The 17,574-nt window shown below is 74.7% G+C and carries 14 protein-coding genes; 4 read left to right on the top strand and 10 right to left on the bottom strand.

All coding sequences use genetic code 11. From position 1 onward, the window contains the following. Nucleotides 1–273: 273 nt before the first annotated feature. The 4 genes from BLU55_RS19745 to idi are packed head-to-tail and all read right to left on the bottom strand — an operon-like array spanning nucleotide 274 to nucleotide 5,405. Nucleotides 274–2,145, bottom strand: coding sequence for a DUF5914 domain-containing protein (locus tag BLU55_RS19745; protein WP_197681150.1), 1,872 nt, complete (start codon nucleotides 2,143–2,145; stop codon nucleotides 274–276). After that, nucleotides 2,142–3,638, bottom strand: coding sequence for a phytoene desaturase family protein (locus BLU55_RS09655; protein WP_091728936.1), 1,497 nt, complete (start codon nucleotides 3,636–3,638; stop codon nucleotides 2,142–2,144). The genes BLU55_RS19745 and BLU55_RS09655 overlap by 4 nt, the downstream gene beginning before the upstream one ends. Before the next feature lie 52 nt (nucleotides 3,639–3,690). Further along, a complete protein-coding gene (locus tag BLU55_RS09650; RefSeq protein ID WP_091728933.1) occupies nucleotides 3,691–4,809 on the bottom strand; it encodes a polyprenyl synthetase family protein in 1,119 nt (372 codons plus the stop codon). Then, nucleotides 4,806–5,405: an isopentenyl-diphosphate Delta-isomerase gene (idi, locus tag BLU55_RS09645; RefSeq protein WP_091728931.1), complete on the bottom strand. Its 600-nt coding sequence runs from the start codon at nucleotides 5,403–5,405 to the stop codon at nucleotides 4,806–4,808. Before idi ends, BLU55_RS09650 begins: the two co-directional genes overlap by 4 nt. 117 nt (nucleotides 5,406–5,522) lie before the next feature. Between idi and BLU55_RS09640 the strand changes: the two genes are divergently transcribed. The 3 genes from BLU55_RS09640 (at nucleotide 5,523) to BLU55_RS20035 (ending at nucleotide 9,669) form a co-directional block, all read left to right on the top strand. Further along, nucleotides 5,523–6,275: an ABC transporter ATP-binding protein gene (locus tag BLU55_RS09640; RefSeq protein ID WP_091728928.1), complete on the top strand. Its 753-nt coding sequence runs from the start codon at nucleotides 5,523–5,525 to the stop codon at nucleotides 6,273–6,275. A 1-nt stretch (nucleotide 6,276) separates the two neighbouring features. Then, nucleotides 6,277–8,814, top strand: coding sequence for an ABC transporter permease (locus BLU55_RS09635; RefSeq protein ID WP_091728925.1), 2,538 nt, complete (start codon nucleotides 6,277–6,279; stop codon nucleotides 8,812–8,814). 114 nt (nucleotides 8,815–8,928) lie between these two features. Further along, nucleotides 8,929–9,669, top strand: coding sequence for a GntR family transcriptional regulator (locus BLU55_RS20035; protein WP_269457947.1), 741 nt, complete (start codon nucleotides 8,929–8,931; stop codon nucleotides 9,667–9,669). 25 nt (nucleotides 9,670–9,694) lie between these two features. On the opposite strand, the gene BLU55_RS09625 is transcribed toward BLU55_RS20035, so the two are convergent. Then, complete coding sequence (locus BLU55_RS09625) at nucleotides 9,695–10,069, bottom strand: hypothetical protein (RefSeq protein WP_231917134.1); 375 nt, start codon at nucleotides 10,067–10,069, stop codon at nucleotides 9,695–9,697. A gap of 9 nt (nucleotides 10,070–10,078) precedes the next feature. Here BLU55_RS09625 and BLU55_RS09620 point away from each other — a divergent pair, with 9 nt between their 5' ends. Continuing rightward, the gene (locus BLU55_RS09620) at nucleotides 10,079–10,789 is read left to right on the top strand and encodes a copper homeostasis protein CutC (protein ID WP_091728920.1); all 711 of its coding nucleotides are present in this window, start codon (nucleotides 10,079–10,081) and stop codon (nucleotides 10,787–10,789) included. A 131-nt stretch (nucleotides 10,790–10,920) separates the two neighbouring features. Here the strand turns inward: BLU55_RS09620 and BLU55_RS09615 are convergent, their stop codons facing one another. The 5 genes from BLU55_RS09615 to BLU55_RS09595 all read right to left on the bottom strand — a co-directional run bounded on the left by BLU55_RS09615 (nucleotide 10,921) and on the right by BLU55_RS09595 (nucleotide 17,574). Beyond that, the gene (locus BLU55_RS09615; protein ID WP_091728918.1) at nucleotides 10,921–11,445 is read right to left on the bottom strand and encodes a hypothetical protein; all 525 of its coding nucleotides are present in this window, start codon (nucleotides 11,443–11,445) and stop codon (nucleotides 10,921–10,923) included. Between the two features lie 186 nt (nucleotides 11,446–11,631). Then, complete coding sequence (serA, locus tag BLU55_RS09610) at nucleotides 11,632–12,840, bottom strand: phosphoglycerate dehydrogenase (protein ID WP_091728916.1); 1,209 nt, start codon at nucleotides 12,838–12,840, stop codon at nucleotides 11,632–11,634. 220 nt (nucleotides 12,841–13,060) lie between these two features. Then, complete coding sequence (locus BLU55_RS09605) at nucleotides 13,061–14,695, bottom strand: DNA repair helicase XPB (RefSeq protein ID WP_091728913.1); 1,635 nt, start codon at nucleotides 14,693–14,695, stop codon at nucleotides 13,061–13,063. Then, entirely contained in the window at nucleotides 14,692–15,279 is a 588-nt protein-coding gene (locus BLU55_RS09600) for a TIGR03086 family metal-binding protein (protein ID WP_091728911.1), read from the bottom strand. Before BLU55_RS09600 ends, BLU55_RS09605 begins: the two co-directional genes overlap by 4 nt. Nucleotides 15,280–15,408: 129 nt before the next feature. Further along, on the bottom strand, nucleotides 15,409–17,574 hold the full coding sequence (locus tag BLU55_RS09595) for a helicase-associated domain-containing protein (protein WP_091733705.1): 2,166 nt from the start codon (nucleotides 17,572–17,574) through the stop codon (nucleotides 15,409–15,411).

The following is a 17,574-nucleotide window of genomic DNA, read 5'->3' as shown; positions in this document are numbered from 1 at the left end:
AAGGGCTGCTCGTGCTCGGGCCCTTCGAGACAGGACTCCGTCCTTCCTCAGGGACCGACGCCGCGCTCCTCGGTCCCTGAGGAGGTCGCTCTGGCGACCGTCTCGAAGGGTTGCTCGTGCTCGGGCCCTTCGAGACAGGACTCCGTCCTTCCTCAGGGACCGACGCCGCGCTCCTCGGTCCCTGAGGAGGTCGCTCTGGCGACCGTCTCGAAGGGCTGCTCGTGCCTGGGGCCCGTCGAGACAGGACGTCGTCCTGCCTCAGGGACCGAAGCGTCAGACGCCGTAGTGCTCGCCGCGGGAGCGCAGCAGCCAGGAGCGCTCGGCGTAGGTGAGGTCGTCGACCCACAGGCGGCGGGCGACCTTGCGCATGGCCGGGCGGAGCAGCGGTGCGGCGTGGCGAGCCACGGCGAAGCCGGTGCGGTCGGAGGTGGCGATGGTGGCCTCGGTCATCAGCGTGCGGGGGCGGCCGGCGGCGTCGGGGCCGAGCGGCGTGGCGTGGGTCTCGACCACGCTGCCGGCGCCCTCGCCCTCGGTGATGGTCATGACGATGGTGCGGGCGTCGGGGCAGGCGAACTCCGCGCGCACCGGGACGCCCCAGGTGCGGCTGACGCGGAAGGTGACGTCGACGGTCAGCACGTGCTCGTCGCTGAGGTCCTCGACCACGGTGAGGTGGCTGAAGGAGTAGGGGTGGAACCACGAGCCGTGCCACGGGTCGAGCCGGTTGGCGATGATGTCGCGCGGCTCGCAGGTGCCGGGCACCTCGATCACCGCCGCGACGGAGGCCTGCGGGTCGGGGCGGCGGGTGATCCGGGGGAGCGGGGTGGACTGCTCGCCCTGGGTGGCCAGCCGGACCCAGAGCAGGACGCCGTCGTCGTGGGCGGCGTACGGCGTCCAGCCGTGGGCGCCCCCGGCGGGCAGCGCCAGGCCGTGCCACCGGCAGTGCAGCTGGTCGTGGAGGACCTCGCAGTCGTCGAGCAGCGCGCCGAGGTGGGGGCAGCTGCCGGGACCGGCGACCACGCCGGTGCTGGAGCGCCACAGGGTGACCTCCTGGCCGCCGACGGTGCGCACGATGGAGCGCTCGCCAAGGTCGCTGCTGGCGCCCACGACGTACCAGCCGCCGGGGTCCTGGGCCAGGGCGGCGTCGAGGGCCGTGCGGATCCGCCTCGGCGAGGCGGCGCGCCAGCTCGGCTCGAGCTGGTCGCGGGGCGGCATCCGGCGCAGCTGCAGCGGGATCCGGTCCGACAGCGTCACCGGGGTGCGGTCGGTGCCGGGTTCGGCCGGGCGGCGCGCGACGACCGTGCGGGCGGCCGTGCCGGCCTTGCGCCAGGTGGGGATGCGGGCGCGGCTGGAGAACACGTCGTAGTCGGCCTGCTCGATCTTGTCGAGGATGCCGGAGTAGAGCACCCGCGCGGTCCGCACGCAGCGCTCGGCGGCGCCCTGCAGGTGGGCCAGGCCGGCGTCGGCCTCGCGGTAGAGCTCGCGGTTGCGCTCGATCTCGAAGCGCATCAGCGCGCGCCAGTCGTCGGTGACCGTGCGCGCCGCGGGGTCGGCACCGAAGCGCTCGAGGTCCTCCTGGGGCAGGTAGACCCGACCGCGGTCGAGGTCCTCGGCGACGTCGCGCAGGAAGTTGGTGAGCTGGAAGGCCAGGCCGAGGGCGCGGGCGGGCGCGAACGCCTCGTGGCTCGCGGGTCGCAGCACCGGCAGCATCATCTCGCCGATGACGGCGGCCGAGCCGTCCATGTAGCCGAGCAGGTCCTCCCAGCTGCGGTAGGACACCGTGTCGAGGTCCTGGGCCATCGCGTCGAAGAACCGGTCGAAGCACGCCGGGTCGATCGCGCACTCCTCGACGGTGCGGGCCACGGCCGCGAGCACCGGGTCGACGCTGCGCCCGGTCGCGAGCGCCTGCTCGAAGTCGCTGCGGAAGGTCGAGAGCTCGGCCCGGGTCTGGGCCACGGTGGCCCGGCGCGCGGAGCTGTCGTCGACGATGTCGTCGGCCAGCCGGCACAGCGCGTAGACCGCGTGCACGTGGCGGCGCTGCGCGGCGGGCAGCAGCGCGGCACCCCAGAAGTACGTCGTGCCGTGGCGCCGCGTCAGGTCGGCGGCGCGGCGGTAGCCCTGCTCCAGGATCGGCTCGGTCAGCGTCACGACGCCACGGTCTCACGACGGGGCGAGGGCAGGAACTCCGTGACCCTCCGGGCGGCCAGCTTGCCGGAGATCAGCACCATCGGCACCCCGACGCCGGGCGTGGTGCCGGAGCCGGCGAAGAACAGGCCCGGCACCCGCTTCTCGACGTTGGCCGGGCGGAAGGGGCCGGTCTGCCGGAAGGTGTGGGCCAGCGCGAACGGCGTGCCCTGCTCCATGCCCATCCGCTCCCAGTCGAGCGGGTCGACCAGCTCCTCGGCGACGATGTCGGTCGGGTAGCCCTCACGGTCGAGGAAGGCCAGCAGCGAGTCGCGCATCGGGCCGCGCTGCTGCTTCCAGTCGATCGTGCCCGACAGGTTGGGCACCGGCTCCAGGACGTACATCGTGGTGCCGCCGGGGGCGGCCAGGGACGGGTCGGTCAGCGAGGGCACCGTCACCAGGCGCGACGGGTCGGGCATCAGCTCGTGCTTGTTGATGAGCGAGTCGAAGGCGCTGTCCCACGCGTCGGCGAAGTGGATGTTGTGGTGCTTCGTGGCCTCGCTGACGCCCCCACGGGCCCCGACGTGCCACACGACGGCCGAGGGGGAGTAGGTGCCCCGGCGCACGACGCGGCGCGGCTTGAGGTCGGGCAGCAGCCAGCGGTAGGCGACGGGCAGGTCGAGCGTGCACACGACCGCGTCGGCCGCGACCTGCTCGCCGCCGTCGATCTCGACCCCGGCGACGCCGCCGTCGAGCCGGCGCAGCAGCCGGGTCACGGTCTGGCCGTAGCGCACGTCGACGCCCGCGCGGGTGGCGGCCCGCTCGAGGGAGCGCGGCACCTCGCTCATGCCGCCCTCGGGGAAGTAGACGCCCTCGATGCAGTCCATGTAGGTGATGACGGCGTACAGGCTGAGCGCGCTGCTGGGCGGGAGGCCGGCGTACATCGCCTGGAAGGTGAACAGCCGGCGCAGCCGGTCGTCGTCGAAGCGGCGCCCGATCGCGGGGCCGAGCTTGCCGAAGCCCCCGAGCCGCACCAGCTTGGCGGCGGCGGCGGGGGAGGCGAGCAGGTCGAGCGGCGAGTCGAAGTTGTGGTCGATGAAGTGGGGCAGCTCGACGTCGTACAGCTTCTCCAGCCACGCGACGAAGCGGTCGAACGCGGCGGCGTCCTTGCTCCCGCTCGTGCGGGCGATCTCCTCGCGCATCGCCTCGTGACCGGCGCGCACCATGATCTCGCTGCCGTCGGCGAACTTCGCGCGGTACGCCGGGTCGAGCTGCTGCAGGGTGATGACGTCGGACAGGTCGCTGCCAGCAGCCCGGGTGGCGTCGCCGAGCAGGCCCGGCATCGTCATCACGGTGGGCCCGGTGTCGAAGGTGTAGCCGTCGCGCTCGACCCGACCGGCGCGGCCGCCGGGGATGGTCTCGCGCTCGACGACGACGACCTCGTGGCCGCTCCCGACCAGGTGGCAGGCGGTGGCGAGCCCGGCGAGACCGGCTCCGATGACGACGACGGTGCTCATGGGGATCTCCTGGGGACGGGCGTGGGGTGGGGCAGGGGGGTGGGCGTCGCGCTCACCAGGTCCGCCAGGCGACCTGGTCGGCCACCTCGGTCAGACCGGCGACGCCCTCGTCTGTGAGGCGGTCGTCGTCGAGCGCGGCCACGGCGGCGCGGGTGCGGGCCTCGACCATCGACTCGACCTCGTCGCGCACGCCCTCGCGCACCATGGCGTCGGCGACGCCGCCGACGTCGGACTCGTCGTGCTGCTGGCGGCGGATCCGGGCCACGGCCCGGGCGTCGGGGCCGCCCAGGCGCTGCTCGGCGAGCGCGAGGACCACGGTGGACTTGCCGAGCCGCAGGTCGTCGCCGACCGGCTTGCCGGTCTGCTCCGGGTGGCCCCACACGCCGAGCAGGTCGTCGCGCAGGGCGAAGGCCTCGCCCAGCAGGCGGCCGTAGAGCGACAGCGGTGCCAGCGCCTCGCCCGACGCGCCACCGACGGTGGCGCCGAGCTCGAGGGGTCGCTGGATCGTGTAGGCGCCGGACTTGGCACGGGCGACCTCGAGGGCGCGTCGCAGCGCCTGCTCACCGCCTCCACGGGCGGCCTCGCCGAGGTCGCGGGCCTGGCCGCGGACGAGCTCCACGCAGGTGCGGCGCCACAGCGTGCGGACCGCGCGCGGCAGGTCGGCCACCATCGCGTCGGCCTCGGCGTGGCCCAGGTCGCCCGCCAGCACGGCGATGCTGTCGCCGTAGCGGTCGGCGTCGTCGCGCCCGGCCACCTCGCGGTGCCGGGTGGCGGCCACGACGTGCAGGGCGCTCTGGCCGCGCCGGGTGCGGGAGCGGTCCATGACGTCGTCCTGGGCGAGCGCGAAGGCGTGCAGCAGCTCCAGCGCCGCCCCGAGGGTGACGAGGTCGGCGTGGCTGTCGCCGGTCGGTCCGGGGCGGCGGGCCCCGCCGACCGCGACCCAGCCCCAGTGGCACAGCAGCGGGCGGAACCGCTTCCCACCCGACTGCACGAGGCGGGTCAGCAGCTCGGGCACGTCGGTCGCGCCAAGGACGGCGTCCTCGGTCTCGCAGTCCCGCCGCCACTCCACGCCGAGCGCCTCCAGCCGGTCGGCGAGGCAGCGCTCGACGTCGTCCAGGGTCTGGGTCCGGTCGGGGACCGCGGGCGGCACCGGCATGGCGAGGGCGTTCACGATCCGGAGCCCCCGGCGGGGGGCAGCCAGTCGGGGGAGGCGCCGATCTGGAGGACCTGGAGCACCATCCACGGGCTGAAGACGACCGGGGTGCGGCGCACCGACTCGTGGAGGTCGGCCCAGGCGACCCACGCGTGCTCGCCGACCTCGTCGGGGTCGGGTCGCACGGGGACGTCGGCCTCGACGTGCGCCACGTGGACGGGGCAGACCTCGTGCTCGACGACGCCGCCGGCGTCCACGGCGCGGTAGCGGAAGTCGGGCAGCACCAGCGTGGGTGGGCCGACCTCGACGCCCAGCTCCTCGGCGACGCGGCGGCGGGCGGCCTGGGCGGGGGCCTCCCCGGGACGCGGGTGGCCGCAGCAGGAGTTGGTCCACACGCCGGGCCAGGTGCGCTTGCCCAGCGCGCGCCGGGTCAGCAGCGTGCGACCGGCCGGGTCGACGAGGTGGAGCGAGAACGCGAGGTGGAGCGGGGTGGCGTGGTCGTGGACCGACAGGCGGGGGGCGGTGCCGCGGGGGGTGCCGTCGTCGTCCAGCAGCACCACGTCGTCCGGGCTCGCCCGGACGGTCGCCGCCGGGCTCGGGCTGTGCTTGGTCACGGGCTGGGACTCCTGTGTTCGCTCGTGTCCTCCGACCCTAGCCAGCGTCGCGAAACCCCGCCCGCCCGCGACCTGCCCGGTCCGGCCACGCGAGGGACCCGGGGGCAGACTGGTCGCATGGCGGCGGTGGTGGGCGTGCGGGACCTGACCAAGGTCTACGGGACCGGGGGCGGCGAGGTCCGCGCGCTCGACGGCGTCACCCTCGACCTGGGGGAGGGCGAGTTCACGGCCGTCATGGGGCCCTCGGGCTCGGGCAAGTCGACCCTCATGCACTGCTGCGCCGCGCTGGACACCCCCACGTCGGGCCAGGTCCTGATGGGCGACGTCGACCTCGCCGCGCTCAGCGACAAGCGGCTGACCACGCTGCGCCGCGAGCAGCTCGGCTTCGTGTTCCAGTCCTTCAACCTGGTGCCGACCCTCAGCGCCGAGGAGAACATCGCGCTGCCCCTCGCCCTGGCCGGCCGCAAGCCCGACCCCGCCTGGTGGGACCTCGTCGTCGGCGCGGTGGGTCTCGGCGACCGCCTCGACCACCGGCCCCAGCAGCTCTCGGGCGGGCAGCAGCAGCGCGTCGCGGTCGCGCGGGCCCTGATGAGCCGGCCCACCGTGGTGTTCGCCGACGAGCCGACCGGCAACCTCGACTCCCGCTCGGGGGCCGAGGTGCTCGGGCTGCTGCGGCGGGCCGTCGACGAGTTCGGCCAGTCGATCGTGATGGTCACCCACGACCCGGTCGCCGCGGCGTACACCGACCGCGTGGTGTTCCTGGCCGACGGGCGCCTGGCCGGGGAGCTGCGGCACCCCACCCGCGAGGGCGTGCTGGAGCAGATGACGCTCCACGAGCCGCACCCGCCGGCCGCCGCCGCAGGGGCCTGAGGTGCTCCACGCCGCCTGGCGGAGCCTGCTGGGTCGCAAGCTGCGGCTGCTGACCAGCACCTTCGCGATCGTGCTGGGCGTCGCCTTCGTGGCCGGCACCCTGATCTTCACCGACACCCTGGACCGCAGCTTCACCTCGATCTTCGACAGCTCGGTCGGCGACGTCGTGGTGCAGCCCACCGGAGCCCAGCAGAGCGGCGCCGAGCGCACGACGCTGACGGTGCCCGCCGCGCTCGTCGACCGGCTGGCCGAGGTGCCGGGCGCCGCCCGCGCCGACGGCCAGGCGTCGGGCTCGGGCGTGTTCGTCATCGGCAAGAACGGCCGCGTCGTCGGCGGCCAGGGCTCCCCGGGCCTGTGGCGCAACGCGACCGGCGCGCTGGCGGCCGGTGGCGTGCAGCCGCTGCAGGTGGTGCGGGGGGAAGACCCGCAGGGGCAGGACGAGGTGGCGCTGGACGCGGGCACGGCCCGCCGGGCGGGCTACGGCCTGGGCGAGAAGATCCGGCTGGTGAACGTCGGGCGACGAGCGGTGCTGACGCCCCGGCTGGTGGGGATCGCCGACTTCCCCGACGGCGGCTCGCTCAACGGCGCCAGCGTCGCGATCTTCTCGACCCCCGCCGCCCAGGAGCTGTTCCTCCAGGGCCGCGACGTCTACAACTCCGTGTGGGTCACCGCCGCCGACGGCGTCTCCCAGGAGGAGCTGCGCGACCGGGTCGCCCGGGTCCTGCCACGCGGCTTCGAGGCCACCACCGGCACGAAGGCGGCGGCCGAGTCGGCCAGCGACCTGCTGCAGGCGATCTCGTTCCTCACCGTCTTCCTGCTCGTCTTCGCCGGCATCTCGCTGGTCGTGGGCAGCTTCCTCATCGTCAACACCTTCTCGATGCTGGTGGCCCAGCGCAGCCGCGAGCTGGCGCTGCTGCGCGCCCTCGGCGCCTCCCGGGGGCAGGTGACCCGCTCGGTGCTCTTCGAGGCGCTGGTCGTGGGGCTCGCCGGCAGCGCCGTGGGCCTGGGGGTCGGGGTGCTGCTCGCCCTCGGGATCCGGGCGCTGTTCGGACGCTTCGGGCTCGACCTGAGCGCCCAGTCGCTGGTCATCGCCTGGCGCACGCCGGTCGCCGCCGTCGCCGTGGGCGTCCTGGTCACGGTCGTCGCGGCGTACCTCCCGGCCCGCCGGTCGGCCCGGATCCCGCCGGTCGCCGCCCTCCGCGACGACGTGGCCATGCCCGAGTCGGCGCTGCGGCGGCGCTTCGTGGTCGGCACGCTGATGGTGCTGGCCGGGGTCGCCGCCGGGGCGACGGGGCTGTTCGCCGACGTGCCGCGGCCCGGCTACTGGGTCGGCTTCGGCGCGCTGCTGGCCATGCTGGGGGTCGCGACGGCCAGCCCGGTGATCGCGCTGCCGTTCCTCGGCGCGGTCGCCGCGGCGTACCGCCGGGTGTTCGGGACGACGGGCCGGCTGGCCGGCCAGAACGCGCTGCGCAACCCGCGTCGCACGGCGGCCACCGCCTCGGCGCTGATGATCGGCCTCACCCTGGTCACCACGATGTCGATCGCCGGCACCTCGGCCAAGGCGAGCGTCGACCAGACGGTGGCGCGCACCTTCGTGGGCGACATCGTGGTGAGCAACGCCATCGGGCAGGCCTTCAGCCCCGAGATCGCCCAGCGCGTGGAGCGCCAGCCGGGCGTCGGCTCGGTGACCCGGCTGCGCTCGGCGGAGACCCGCGTCGACGGCGAGCGTGCCTTCCTCACCGCCGCCGACCCCGCGACCCTGCCCGACGTGCTGCGCCTGGACCTCGTGGCCGGGTCGCTCGCGGACCTGCGGGGCGAGTCGGTCGTGCTGAGCCAGGACAAGGCCCAGGAGCTCGGCGTCGGGGTGGGCGACAGCATCGTGCTGCGCTTCCCCGAGGGCCGCACCCGGCTGCGGGTGGTCGGCATCCACGACGCGGCGTTCGCGAGCTACCTGACCACGCTGGGCGTCCTGGAGCGGGGCGGCTACCCCGTCGAGGACTCGGCGCTGCTGGTCTCGCTGGCCCCCGGCGCCGACGGCGGCCGGGTCAGCGACGAGATCGAGAAGGCCACCGCCGACCTGCCGATCCTCACGGTCAAGGACCAGACGGAGTACGCCGCGGAGCAGCGCGCGCCCATCGACCGGCTGGTGCTGATGATCTACGCCCTGCTCGGCCTCGCCCTGGTGATCGCGGTCCTGGGCGTGGTCAACACCCTCGGCCTGTCGGTCATCGAGCGCACCCGCGAGATCGGCCTGCTGCGGGCGATCGGCATGGACCGGCGCCGGCTGCGCCGCATGATCGGCCTGGAGTCGGTGGCGATCGCGGTGCTGGGCGCGGTCCTCGGCCTCGCGATGGGGCTGGTGTTCGGGATCGCGCTGATGGCCTCGCTGCGCGACGAGGGCCTCGAGGTGACCCGGGTGCCGTGGGGCAGCCTGGGGCTCTACCTGGTCGCCGCGGTCGTCATCGGGCTGGTGGCCGCCGTGCTCCCCGCGCGCCGGGCGGCGAGGCTGGACGTCCTGCGTGCGATCGAGCACGAGTGAGACCGGCCTCTCTGCCCTAGGATGTCGCGCAGTCGAGGCCCCCCAGCGTTGCGGGGTTGGCTACGGTGCACTGGCGGGTCGGGGCGCGGCCAGCGGACAGAGGAGCGCACAGAGGTGACTGAGGAGCGATCGTCGCGAGGCGGCGGGCGTCGGGGCCGCAAGCACGTGCTCGTCCGCGAGTACGTCCGTTCGGTCATCGTGAGCGCCGAGCCGGGCACGCCCGCGCCGTCCGAGCGTGACCTGGCCGAGCAGTTCGGCGTGGCCCGGATGACGGTGCGCCACGCCATCGACGCGCTCGTGGCCCAGGGGCTGCTGGAGCGCGTGGCCGGTCGCGGCACCTTCGTCACCAAGCCGCTCATCGACATGCAGATGCGGCTCTCGGCGTACACCGAGGAGATGGAGCGGCGCGGCAAGAAGCCCGAGTCGCGCACCCTGCTCGCCCGCCGCGAGAGCGCCGGTCCCGGCGTCGCCCGCGCGCTGGAGATCGAGGAGGGCTCCGCGATCGTGCACTGGCAGCGGCTGCGGCTGGCCGACAGCGTGCCGATGGCGATCCAGCACGTCTACCTCTCGCTCGACCTGTTCCCCAGCTTCCTCGACGAGGCGCTGCCGAGCAGCCTCTACTTCTGGCTCGCCATGCGCGACCTGATGCCGACGTGGGGCGAGGACTCCGTGCTGGCCGGCATCGCCACCGAGGAGGAGGCCGAGCACCTCGAGCTCGACCCCGGCGCCCCGGTGCTGCACATCTCGCGCCGGGCGTTCTGCCGCGAGAACGTCGTCGAGGTGACGCGCAGCGTCTACCGCGCCGACCGCTACACTCTGTGGGTGCCGGTGCTGCGCCCCGAGCACCTGCGCTAGCGGGCAGCGCCCCGCCGACGTCCCGCTAGGGGCCGGTGAGCGGGGGAGGGGTGCGGGGGAGGTCGCCCACCGCGCCGACGGCGATCTGCGACCGCTCGCAGACCCACGTCGGATCGGGGCCGCCCAGGTCGGGGTGCACGTGCACCGGGTGGGGGTCGAGGTCGTCGCACCACCGGCACAGCGGCCAGCGGCCGCGCGAGTCGAGCAGCGCGTCCTGCACGTCCTGGGCCACCAGCCCGACGACGAAGTCGCGGCCCTCCGCCCACTGCTCGAGCCACCAGCCCCGGTCGGCCAGGGCCGTCTCGAGGATGGAGACGGTCTCGGCGTCGGCGACGCCCGTGGTCTCGAGGTCGCGCAACACCAGGGCGCGTGCCGTCACGACGGGGTCGGGGGATGTCACGATGACAGTGTGACAAGCGACCCCGCACATCTCGACGTCGTCGTCACCCGGGCGCGCGACGCCGCGGGGGCGCAGGCCGGCGGCGCCGACCGGCTGCTGCTCAGCGCCGACCCCGGGGCCGGCCACGTCTCGCCCGAGCCGGCGCTGGTCTCGGCCGTCGTGCGCGAGACCGACCTGCCCGTATGGGTCGTCCTGCGACGCGACGAGCTGCCCTTCCACCGGCTGGTGCTGCTCGGCACCGACTACCTCGAGCTGGGCGCCACGGGGCTCGCGTTCGGCTTCCTCGACCGCGACCTCGAGATCGACGGGCCGGCCTGCGCCGAGGTCACCCGCGAGCTCGGCGACGTCCCCTGGCTCTACCACGGCTTCGACACCGCGCTGGAGGTCCCGCGGGCCTGGCGCGACGTGCGCCGGCTGCCGAACCTCGACGGCGTCCTGTCCGCCGGCTCCACCCGTGGCCTCGAGCACGGCGTCGAGGAGCTCATCGCCCGCCTCCGCGAGGACCCCTCGCTCGCCGACCTGCTCGTCGCCGGTGGCGGCCTCACGCCCGAGCTGGTCCCGTGGCTGGTCCGCGCCGGCGTGCGCCGCTTCGCGATCGGGTCCTCGGCCCGCGAGAGCGGCTCCTGGACCCGCGCCTCCGTCGACGCCCACCGGGTGCGCACCTGGCGGATGCTGATCGACGACGCCGTCAGCCGGGCGCTCGGGATCCCGGCGGGCTGAGGGGTCGGGGCAGTTTCCCCGGTCGACCGGTGAAACTGCCCGCCGGTGGGCGAGATGTCCGGTTCAGCGGGCAGTATTGCCTGACCTGGACGCCCGTTCCGTCCGAGTCGTACGCCGCATGGCAGCGCGTGTCAGCTCCGTGCCGCCCGGTCGCGGGACCACGCCACGTGGTTGCGCCAGTGGTGCAGCCGGATGAGGTGGGCGGTCGGGTCGGCGCCCAGCACGTGGCGGTCGATCACGACGGGGGAGCCGTGGTCGCGCTCGAGGCGGAGCAGGTGGCGTCGGCGCCACCGCGGGGCGCGGCGTACGACGTCGGCGGGGTGGTGGACGGCCACGACGACCACCCGGCCGTCGCGCCGGATCCGCGTGACCTCGTCCCAGCCGACCAGCCCGGCGGCGCCGCGGGTCCACGAGGTGCGGATGCCGCTCTCGTCGACACGGACCGCCGGAAGCCGCAGCAGCGAGCGGAGCAGGTGCGCGAGAGCAAGTCCGGCGAGGCCGGCGGCGAGCACGAGCCCGGGGGCGGTGGGCGCGAGCCAGGCGACCGCGGCGGCCGCCGCGAGCAGGACGCCGCCGCGCAGGAGGCCGACACGGACCGGGCGGGACCACCGCACCGGACCGGGCCGCTCGGAGGCACGGAAGTGGGGGCCGCTCACCGACCCCATCCTCCCGGGACCGGCGCCGGACGGTGCCGCGATCGCCCGGTCGGAGTTCTGGCGCGTGCCGCGATCGCCCGGTCGGCGCTCCGGCGCGTGCCGCAATTGCCCGGTCGGCGCTCTGGCGCGTGCCGTGATCGCCCGGTCGGCGCTCCGGCGCGTGCTGCGATCGCCCGCTCGGCGGGGTCAGGCGTGGTGGGTGCGCAGCCAGATCGTCGAGTCGGCGGAGCGGAGGCCGGTGAGGGCGTCGTCGGTGAGGGCGGTGGCGACGTCGGTGACGACGTACCCCTGCTCGCCGCGGGTGGAGAGGTACTGCGCCGTCACGTTGGCGTCCTGCTCGGCGAGCATCTGGTTGACCGAGGCGAGGACACCGGGGATGTTGTGGTGGAGCAGCGAGATCCGCGAGCCGGCGGCCAGGGCAGGGGCGGCGACCTCGGGCAGGTTGACCGAGAGCTCGGTGCTGCCGCCGCGGAGGTAGCGCGAGAGCTTGCCGGAGACGAAGTAGCCGATCTCCTCCTGCGCCTCCTGGGTCGAGCCGCCGACGTGGGGCGTGAGGATGACGTTGGGCAGGCCGCGCAGGGCCGACTCGAACTCGTCGCCCTGGGCCTTGGGCTCGACCGGGAAGACGTCGAGCGCGGCGCCCGCGATGTGCCCCGAGAGGATGTGCTCGCGCAGCGCGACGTCGTCGACGACCATGCCGCGCGAGGCGTTGATGAACAGCGAGCGCGGCTTCATCGCGGCGAACTGCGCCGCGCCGAAGAGGCCGGCGTTGCCGGGGCGGCCGTCGACGTGCAGCGAGACCACGTCGGCCTCCGCGAGCAGCTCCTCGAGGGTGCCGACGCGGCGGGCGTTGCCGTGGGCGAGGCGGTCAGCGGTGTCGAAGAAGATCACGCGCAGGCCCATCGACTCGGCCAGGTTGGACAGCTGCGTCCCGATGTTGCCGTACCCGACGATGCCGAGCGTGCGGCCGCGCACCTCGTGGCTGCCCATGGCCGACTTGTCCCAGACGCCGTCGTGCATCTTGCCGGTCTTCTCGGTGAGCCGGCGGGCGAGCGCGATGATCTCGCCGATGACGAGCTCGACCACGCTGCGGGTGTTGGAGTACGGCGCGTTGAAGGCCGCGACGCCCCGCGCGGCAGCCGCGGCGAGGTCGATCTGGTTGGTGCCGATGCAGAACGCCCCGATGGCGGTCAGGTCGGGGCAGGCGTCGAGGACGCGCTCGGTCACCTTGGTGTTGGAGCGGATCCCGACCATCGTCTTGCCCTGGAGCGCCTCGATGAGGTCGTCCTCGCCGAGCGAGCCGGGCCGGGTGTGGACCAGGACGCCGTTGCGCTCGAAGACGTCGGTCGCGACGGGGTGGATGTTCTCCAGCAGCAGGACTTCGGGCTTGGTCACCGGACGAGTTTACGAGGGCGCCCGACCACGACCACCACGCCCCGCGTGGGGCGAGACGCCCCGGGCCGTGCGCCGCCCGTGGGACCCCCGACCCGCCCCCGGACCTCGCAGACGCGCGGACACAAGTCTCGGCGTACGCCCGTCGTGCCCGAGTTCGTCCCGGTGACGGGAGAACTTGTGTCCGCGCGTCTGCGGGACGGCGGCCGGCTGAGCGGCGCCGTCAGAGGTCGGTGGCGTCCATGATCCGGTAGGCGTACCCCTGCTCGGCCAGGAACCGCTGGCGGTTCTGGGCGAAGTCGGCGTCGACGGTGTCGCGGCTGACGATGGTGTAGAACCGCGCGGTCTTGCCGTCGCTCTTGGGTCGCAGCAGCCGGCCGAGTCGCTGGGCCTCCTCCTGCCGGGAGCCGAAGGAGCCGCTGACCTGGATCGCCACCTGGGCGCCGGGCAGGTCGACGGAGAAGTTGGCGACCTTGGAGACCACGAGGAGCGGGATCTCGCCGGTCCGGAAGCCCTCGAAGAGCCGCTCGCGCTCCTTGACGCTGGTCTCGCCCTTGATGACGGGGGCGTCGAGGTGGGCGGCGAGCTCGTCGAGCTGGTCGAGGTACTGGCCGATCACCAGGGTCGGCTCGCCGGGGTGCTGGGCGACCAGCTGGGCGGCGACCTTGACCTTCTCGTGGGTCGAGCTGGCCAGGCGGTAGCGCTCCTCGGGCTCGGAGGTGGCGTACGCCAGCCGCTCGCCCTCGGGCAGGCTCACCCGCACCTCCACGCAGTCGGCCGGCGCGATCCAGCCCTGCGACTCGATGTCCTTCCAGGGCGCGTCGTAGCGCTTGGGCCCGATGAGGCTGAACACGTCGCCCTCGCGGCCGTCCTCGCGCACCAGCGTGGCTGTGAGACCGACCCGCCGGCGGGCCTGCAGGTCGGCGGTCATCCGGAAGATCGGCGCGGGCAGCAGGTGGACCTCGTCGTACACGATCAGGCCCCAGTCCTTGGCGTCGAGCAGGTCGAGGTGGGGGTAGGCGCCCTTGCGACGCATCGTGAGCACCTGGTACGTCGCGATGGTGACCGGCTTGATCTCCTTCTTGGCGCCGCTGTACTCGCCGATCTCGTCCTCGGTGAGCGACGTGCGCCGGACCAGCTCGCTCTTCCACTGCCGCGCGCTGACGGTGTTGGTGACCAGGATGAGCGTGGTCGCCTGCGCGTGGGCCATCGCGGCCGCGCCGACCAGCGTCTTGCCGGCCCCGCAGGGGAGGACCACGACGCCGGAGCCGCCGTGCCAGAACGACTCGGCGGCCTCGCGCTGGTAGGGCCGCAGGCTCCACTCGGTCTCGTCGAGGGAGATGGCGTGGGCCTCGCCGTCGACGTACCCCGCGAAGTCCTCGGCCGGCCAGCCCAGCTTGAGCAGCGCCTGCTTGAGGTTGCCGCGCTGGGAGGGGTGGACCACGGCGGTGTCGGTCTCGATGCGCTCGCCGAGCATGCCGGCGACCTTCTTGGACCGCACCACCTCCTCGAAGACCGCGTGGTCGGTCGAGGAGAGCACCAGGCCGTGGACGGGGTGCTTGTCGAGTCGCAGCCGGCCGTAGCGGTCCATGGTCTCGGCGATGTCGATGAGCAGGGCGTGCGGGACGGCGTAGCGGCTGAAGGTGAGCAGGGTGTTGACCACCTGCTCGGCGTCGTGTCCGGCGGCGCGGGCGTTCCACAGGCCGAGCGGGGTGAGGCGGTAGGTGTGGATGTGCTCGGGACTGCGCTCGAGCTCGGCGAACGGCGCGATCGCCTTGCGGCACGCGCTCGCCTGCTCGTGGTCGATCTCGAGCAGGAGGGTCTTGTCCGACTGGACGATGAGGGGGCCGTCGTTCACCGGGCAAGGGTACGGACCCAGTGGGGGTCCCTCCCCGCCAGACCGAGCACCCGGTCGAAGGGCCCGGCCCCGTCCGGCACCGCGACGACCGGCCCGAACAGCCCGCCCCGGTCGGAGCCGTCGGGCGTCTCGGGGGAGGGCGAGACGATCGGGAGCACGGCGTCGCACTCCACCCGGCTGGGCGCGTAGTCCTGGCCGGACGCGACCGCGAGGTCCCACCCGTGCAGCAGCACCTCGTCGAGGGCGACCAGCCCGGCCACCTCGCCCGGCAGGTCGACGCCCCCGGCCCTGGTCATCCCGGTCCATGCGTCGGGGGCGCGCCACGCCTCGGCCAGCTCGACCAGCCGCGCGGAGGCGAGCTCGCGCCAGCCCTCGGGCAGCGGGTCGTCGACCGGCCCGGGCGGGGTGCTGGTGGTGGGACCGTCGAGCTTGGCGGCCGCGTCGCGGAAGGCCACGGCCAGGCCCAGCACGTGCTGGACCACCTGGCGGACGCTCCCGGCGGGCGTCGGCCGGTCGAGGTCGTCGTCGCGGAGGGCGGCGACCACAGCGGCGGTGCGGTCGGTGGTGGGGGTCAGGTCGGTCATGGGGAGGCAGACCCGCGGCGTACGACGTGCTCATCGGTCCCACTGGACGTCCTTCTCGGTGACTGGACGTCTGTTGCAACAGCCGTCCAGTGACTGATCACCCGGACGTCCGGGTGATCAGCGCGCCCCTCAGCCGCTCGGCTGCCGGCTCACCGCGGTGATCCGGTGGACCGCGAAGGTGCGGTCGGCGTCGCTGCGCTCGTCGTACGCCGTGAGCTGGCCGCCCTCGACGCGCGAGGGCGTGACCACGCGCTCGGCCACGGTGCCGTCGTTGCCGACGTAGCCGATGACCAGCTCGCTGCCGGACTCCGCCGCGTCGCGCAGCAGGGCGATCACCTCGGAGGGGGTGGTCGCGCTGGCGCCGCGCTCGGCGCGCGGGCGGGTGGAGCGGTCGCCCGAGCGGATGGCCGTGACCACGGCGCTGGTGCGCACGGCGGTCCGCACCGAGACGGGGGAGCGGCGGCGGGGCACCCGGGCGCGGAAGACGTCGGGGCGGGCCACCTGCACGGTGCCGTCGACCGACTCGACCACGGGCGACTGGCCGAGCTCGCGCAGCCGGGGCAGCAGCGTCGCGAGCGGGAGGTCGGAGACCACGACGGTGGGGGCGATCCGGCGCAGCCGCAGCGACTCGGCGCCGGCGGCGTGGACCAGCTCGGTCAGCGCGGTCTCGTCGTCGCTGCGCAGGAACGACTCGGCGTGCCCGGCGCGGACCGTGCCGAAGCGGCGCGAGACGTCGTCGATGAGGTAGGTCAGCGACTGCGGGACGGGCGTGCGCGAGGTCTGGGTGACGAAGTCGTGCACCTCGGCCGAGGACCAGCCGGCGTCGAAGGCCCGGCGCACCGAGGTCGCGGCGAAGCGGTAGACGGTGGCGCCGCCGCGGCTCTCGACGTCGGCCAGCATCGCCAGCCGGCGCGCGACCTCCTGCTCGAGCGGGCCGGGCGCGACGGCGGTCAGGTCGGCCTGGATCAGGACGTGGTCGACCGGGCGGGGGAGCAGCTCCTCCAGCTCGCCGACGACGCGCGGGTCCTCGGGGTCGGCGAGCAGCCGCCGCCCGACGCCGCTGAGGCCGTCGAGCCCGGTGACGCCGAGCAGCGCGGCCTCGGAGAGCACGGAGGGCACCTGGGCCAGGCGGGACGCAGGACGCCGGGGCCGCCGCCACCGCAGCCGCTCGACCAGGGAGGCGACGCCGGTGCCGGCGGCCAGGGTGTGACCGGCGGGCAGCGCGGCCAGCTCGGCGAGCACGTCGTGGCGCAGCTCGCGCAGCCAGCTGCGGGTGAGGTCGGGGGACAGGGCGTTGACCGGCTTGTCGGCCACGCGCCCGCCGATCGAGGAGACCAGGCGCGGGTTGTCGACCCAGGCGCGGGCCAGGGCCCGCCAGCGCGAGGCGGGCGTGCCGGCGTTCCACACGTCGTAGCCGTCGGTCGGCAGCCAGGCCCCGTCGAGGTCGTCGGTCATGCCCTGCGCCAGCAGCCCGGCGGCCGACGCGGTCTCGACGACCAGCGCGGTCACGTCGTTCTCGACGTGGAGCAGCGTGGAGGTGGCCCGCAGGTCGCGCACGCCGAGACCGCCGGCCTTGAGCGCCGGCGGCGGGTGGGTGCCCCAGCGGTCGAGCAGCAGCTCGGTGCGGCGCACCGCCTCGAACGCCGCGCCCGCGGCGGCCCGGTCGACCAGGGCGGTGCCGCGCTCGGCGGTGGCCAGCACCGGGGCCTCGTCGAGCGGGCCCAGGGTATGCGACCAGAGGCAGAGCCGCACCGTCCAGGGCAGCGTGACGTGGCGCTCGTCGAGGCGCACCAGCAGGCCCGAGGACACCAGCGCCGCGGTGGGCCCGGGGCCGCCGCCCCAGCGGCCGTCGGCGCCGGTCTGGGCGAGGTGGTCGAGGATCGCCCGGGCGCGCGGCTCCAGGCCCTCGAGCAGGGAGGGGACCTCCTCGACCGGGGGGCCGTCGGGCAGGCGCAGCAGCTCGCTCACCGCCAGCACGGGGCGCGGCGGGTCACCCCACGCCAGCGCCAGCGACAGCAGCCGGTCGAGCGCCCGGTCGGCCGCCTCGCCGGACGCCGGCAGGGAGGTGGGGTCGACGTCCTGGACCAGCGCCTGGAGCACGGTCAGCTCCAGGAAGTCGAGACCGTCGAGGGCCCGCAGCACCGAGGTGCGGACCACGACGCGGGCGGCCAGCTGGGAGGAGTCGTGGGGCGCCGGGGTGGCGAGGTCGGGGCGGGCCTCCAGCAGCCGCGCCAGCCGCTCGTCGGGCCAGCCGCGCAGCTGGTCGGCGAGGGAGCGGGGGGCGGAGGAGGACAT

The sequence above is a fragment of the Nocardioides scoriae genome (genome assembly GCF_900104965.1).
GTDB classification, from domain to species: Bacteria; Actinomycetota; Actinomycetes; order Propionibacteriales; family Nocardioidaceae; genus Marmoricola; species Marmoricola scoriae.
This window is presented reverse-complemented; position numbering and strand designations above follow the sequence as displayed.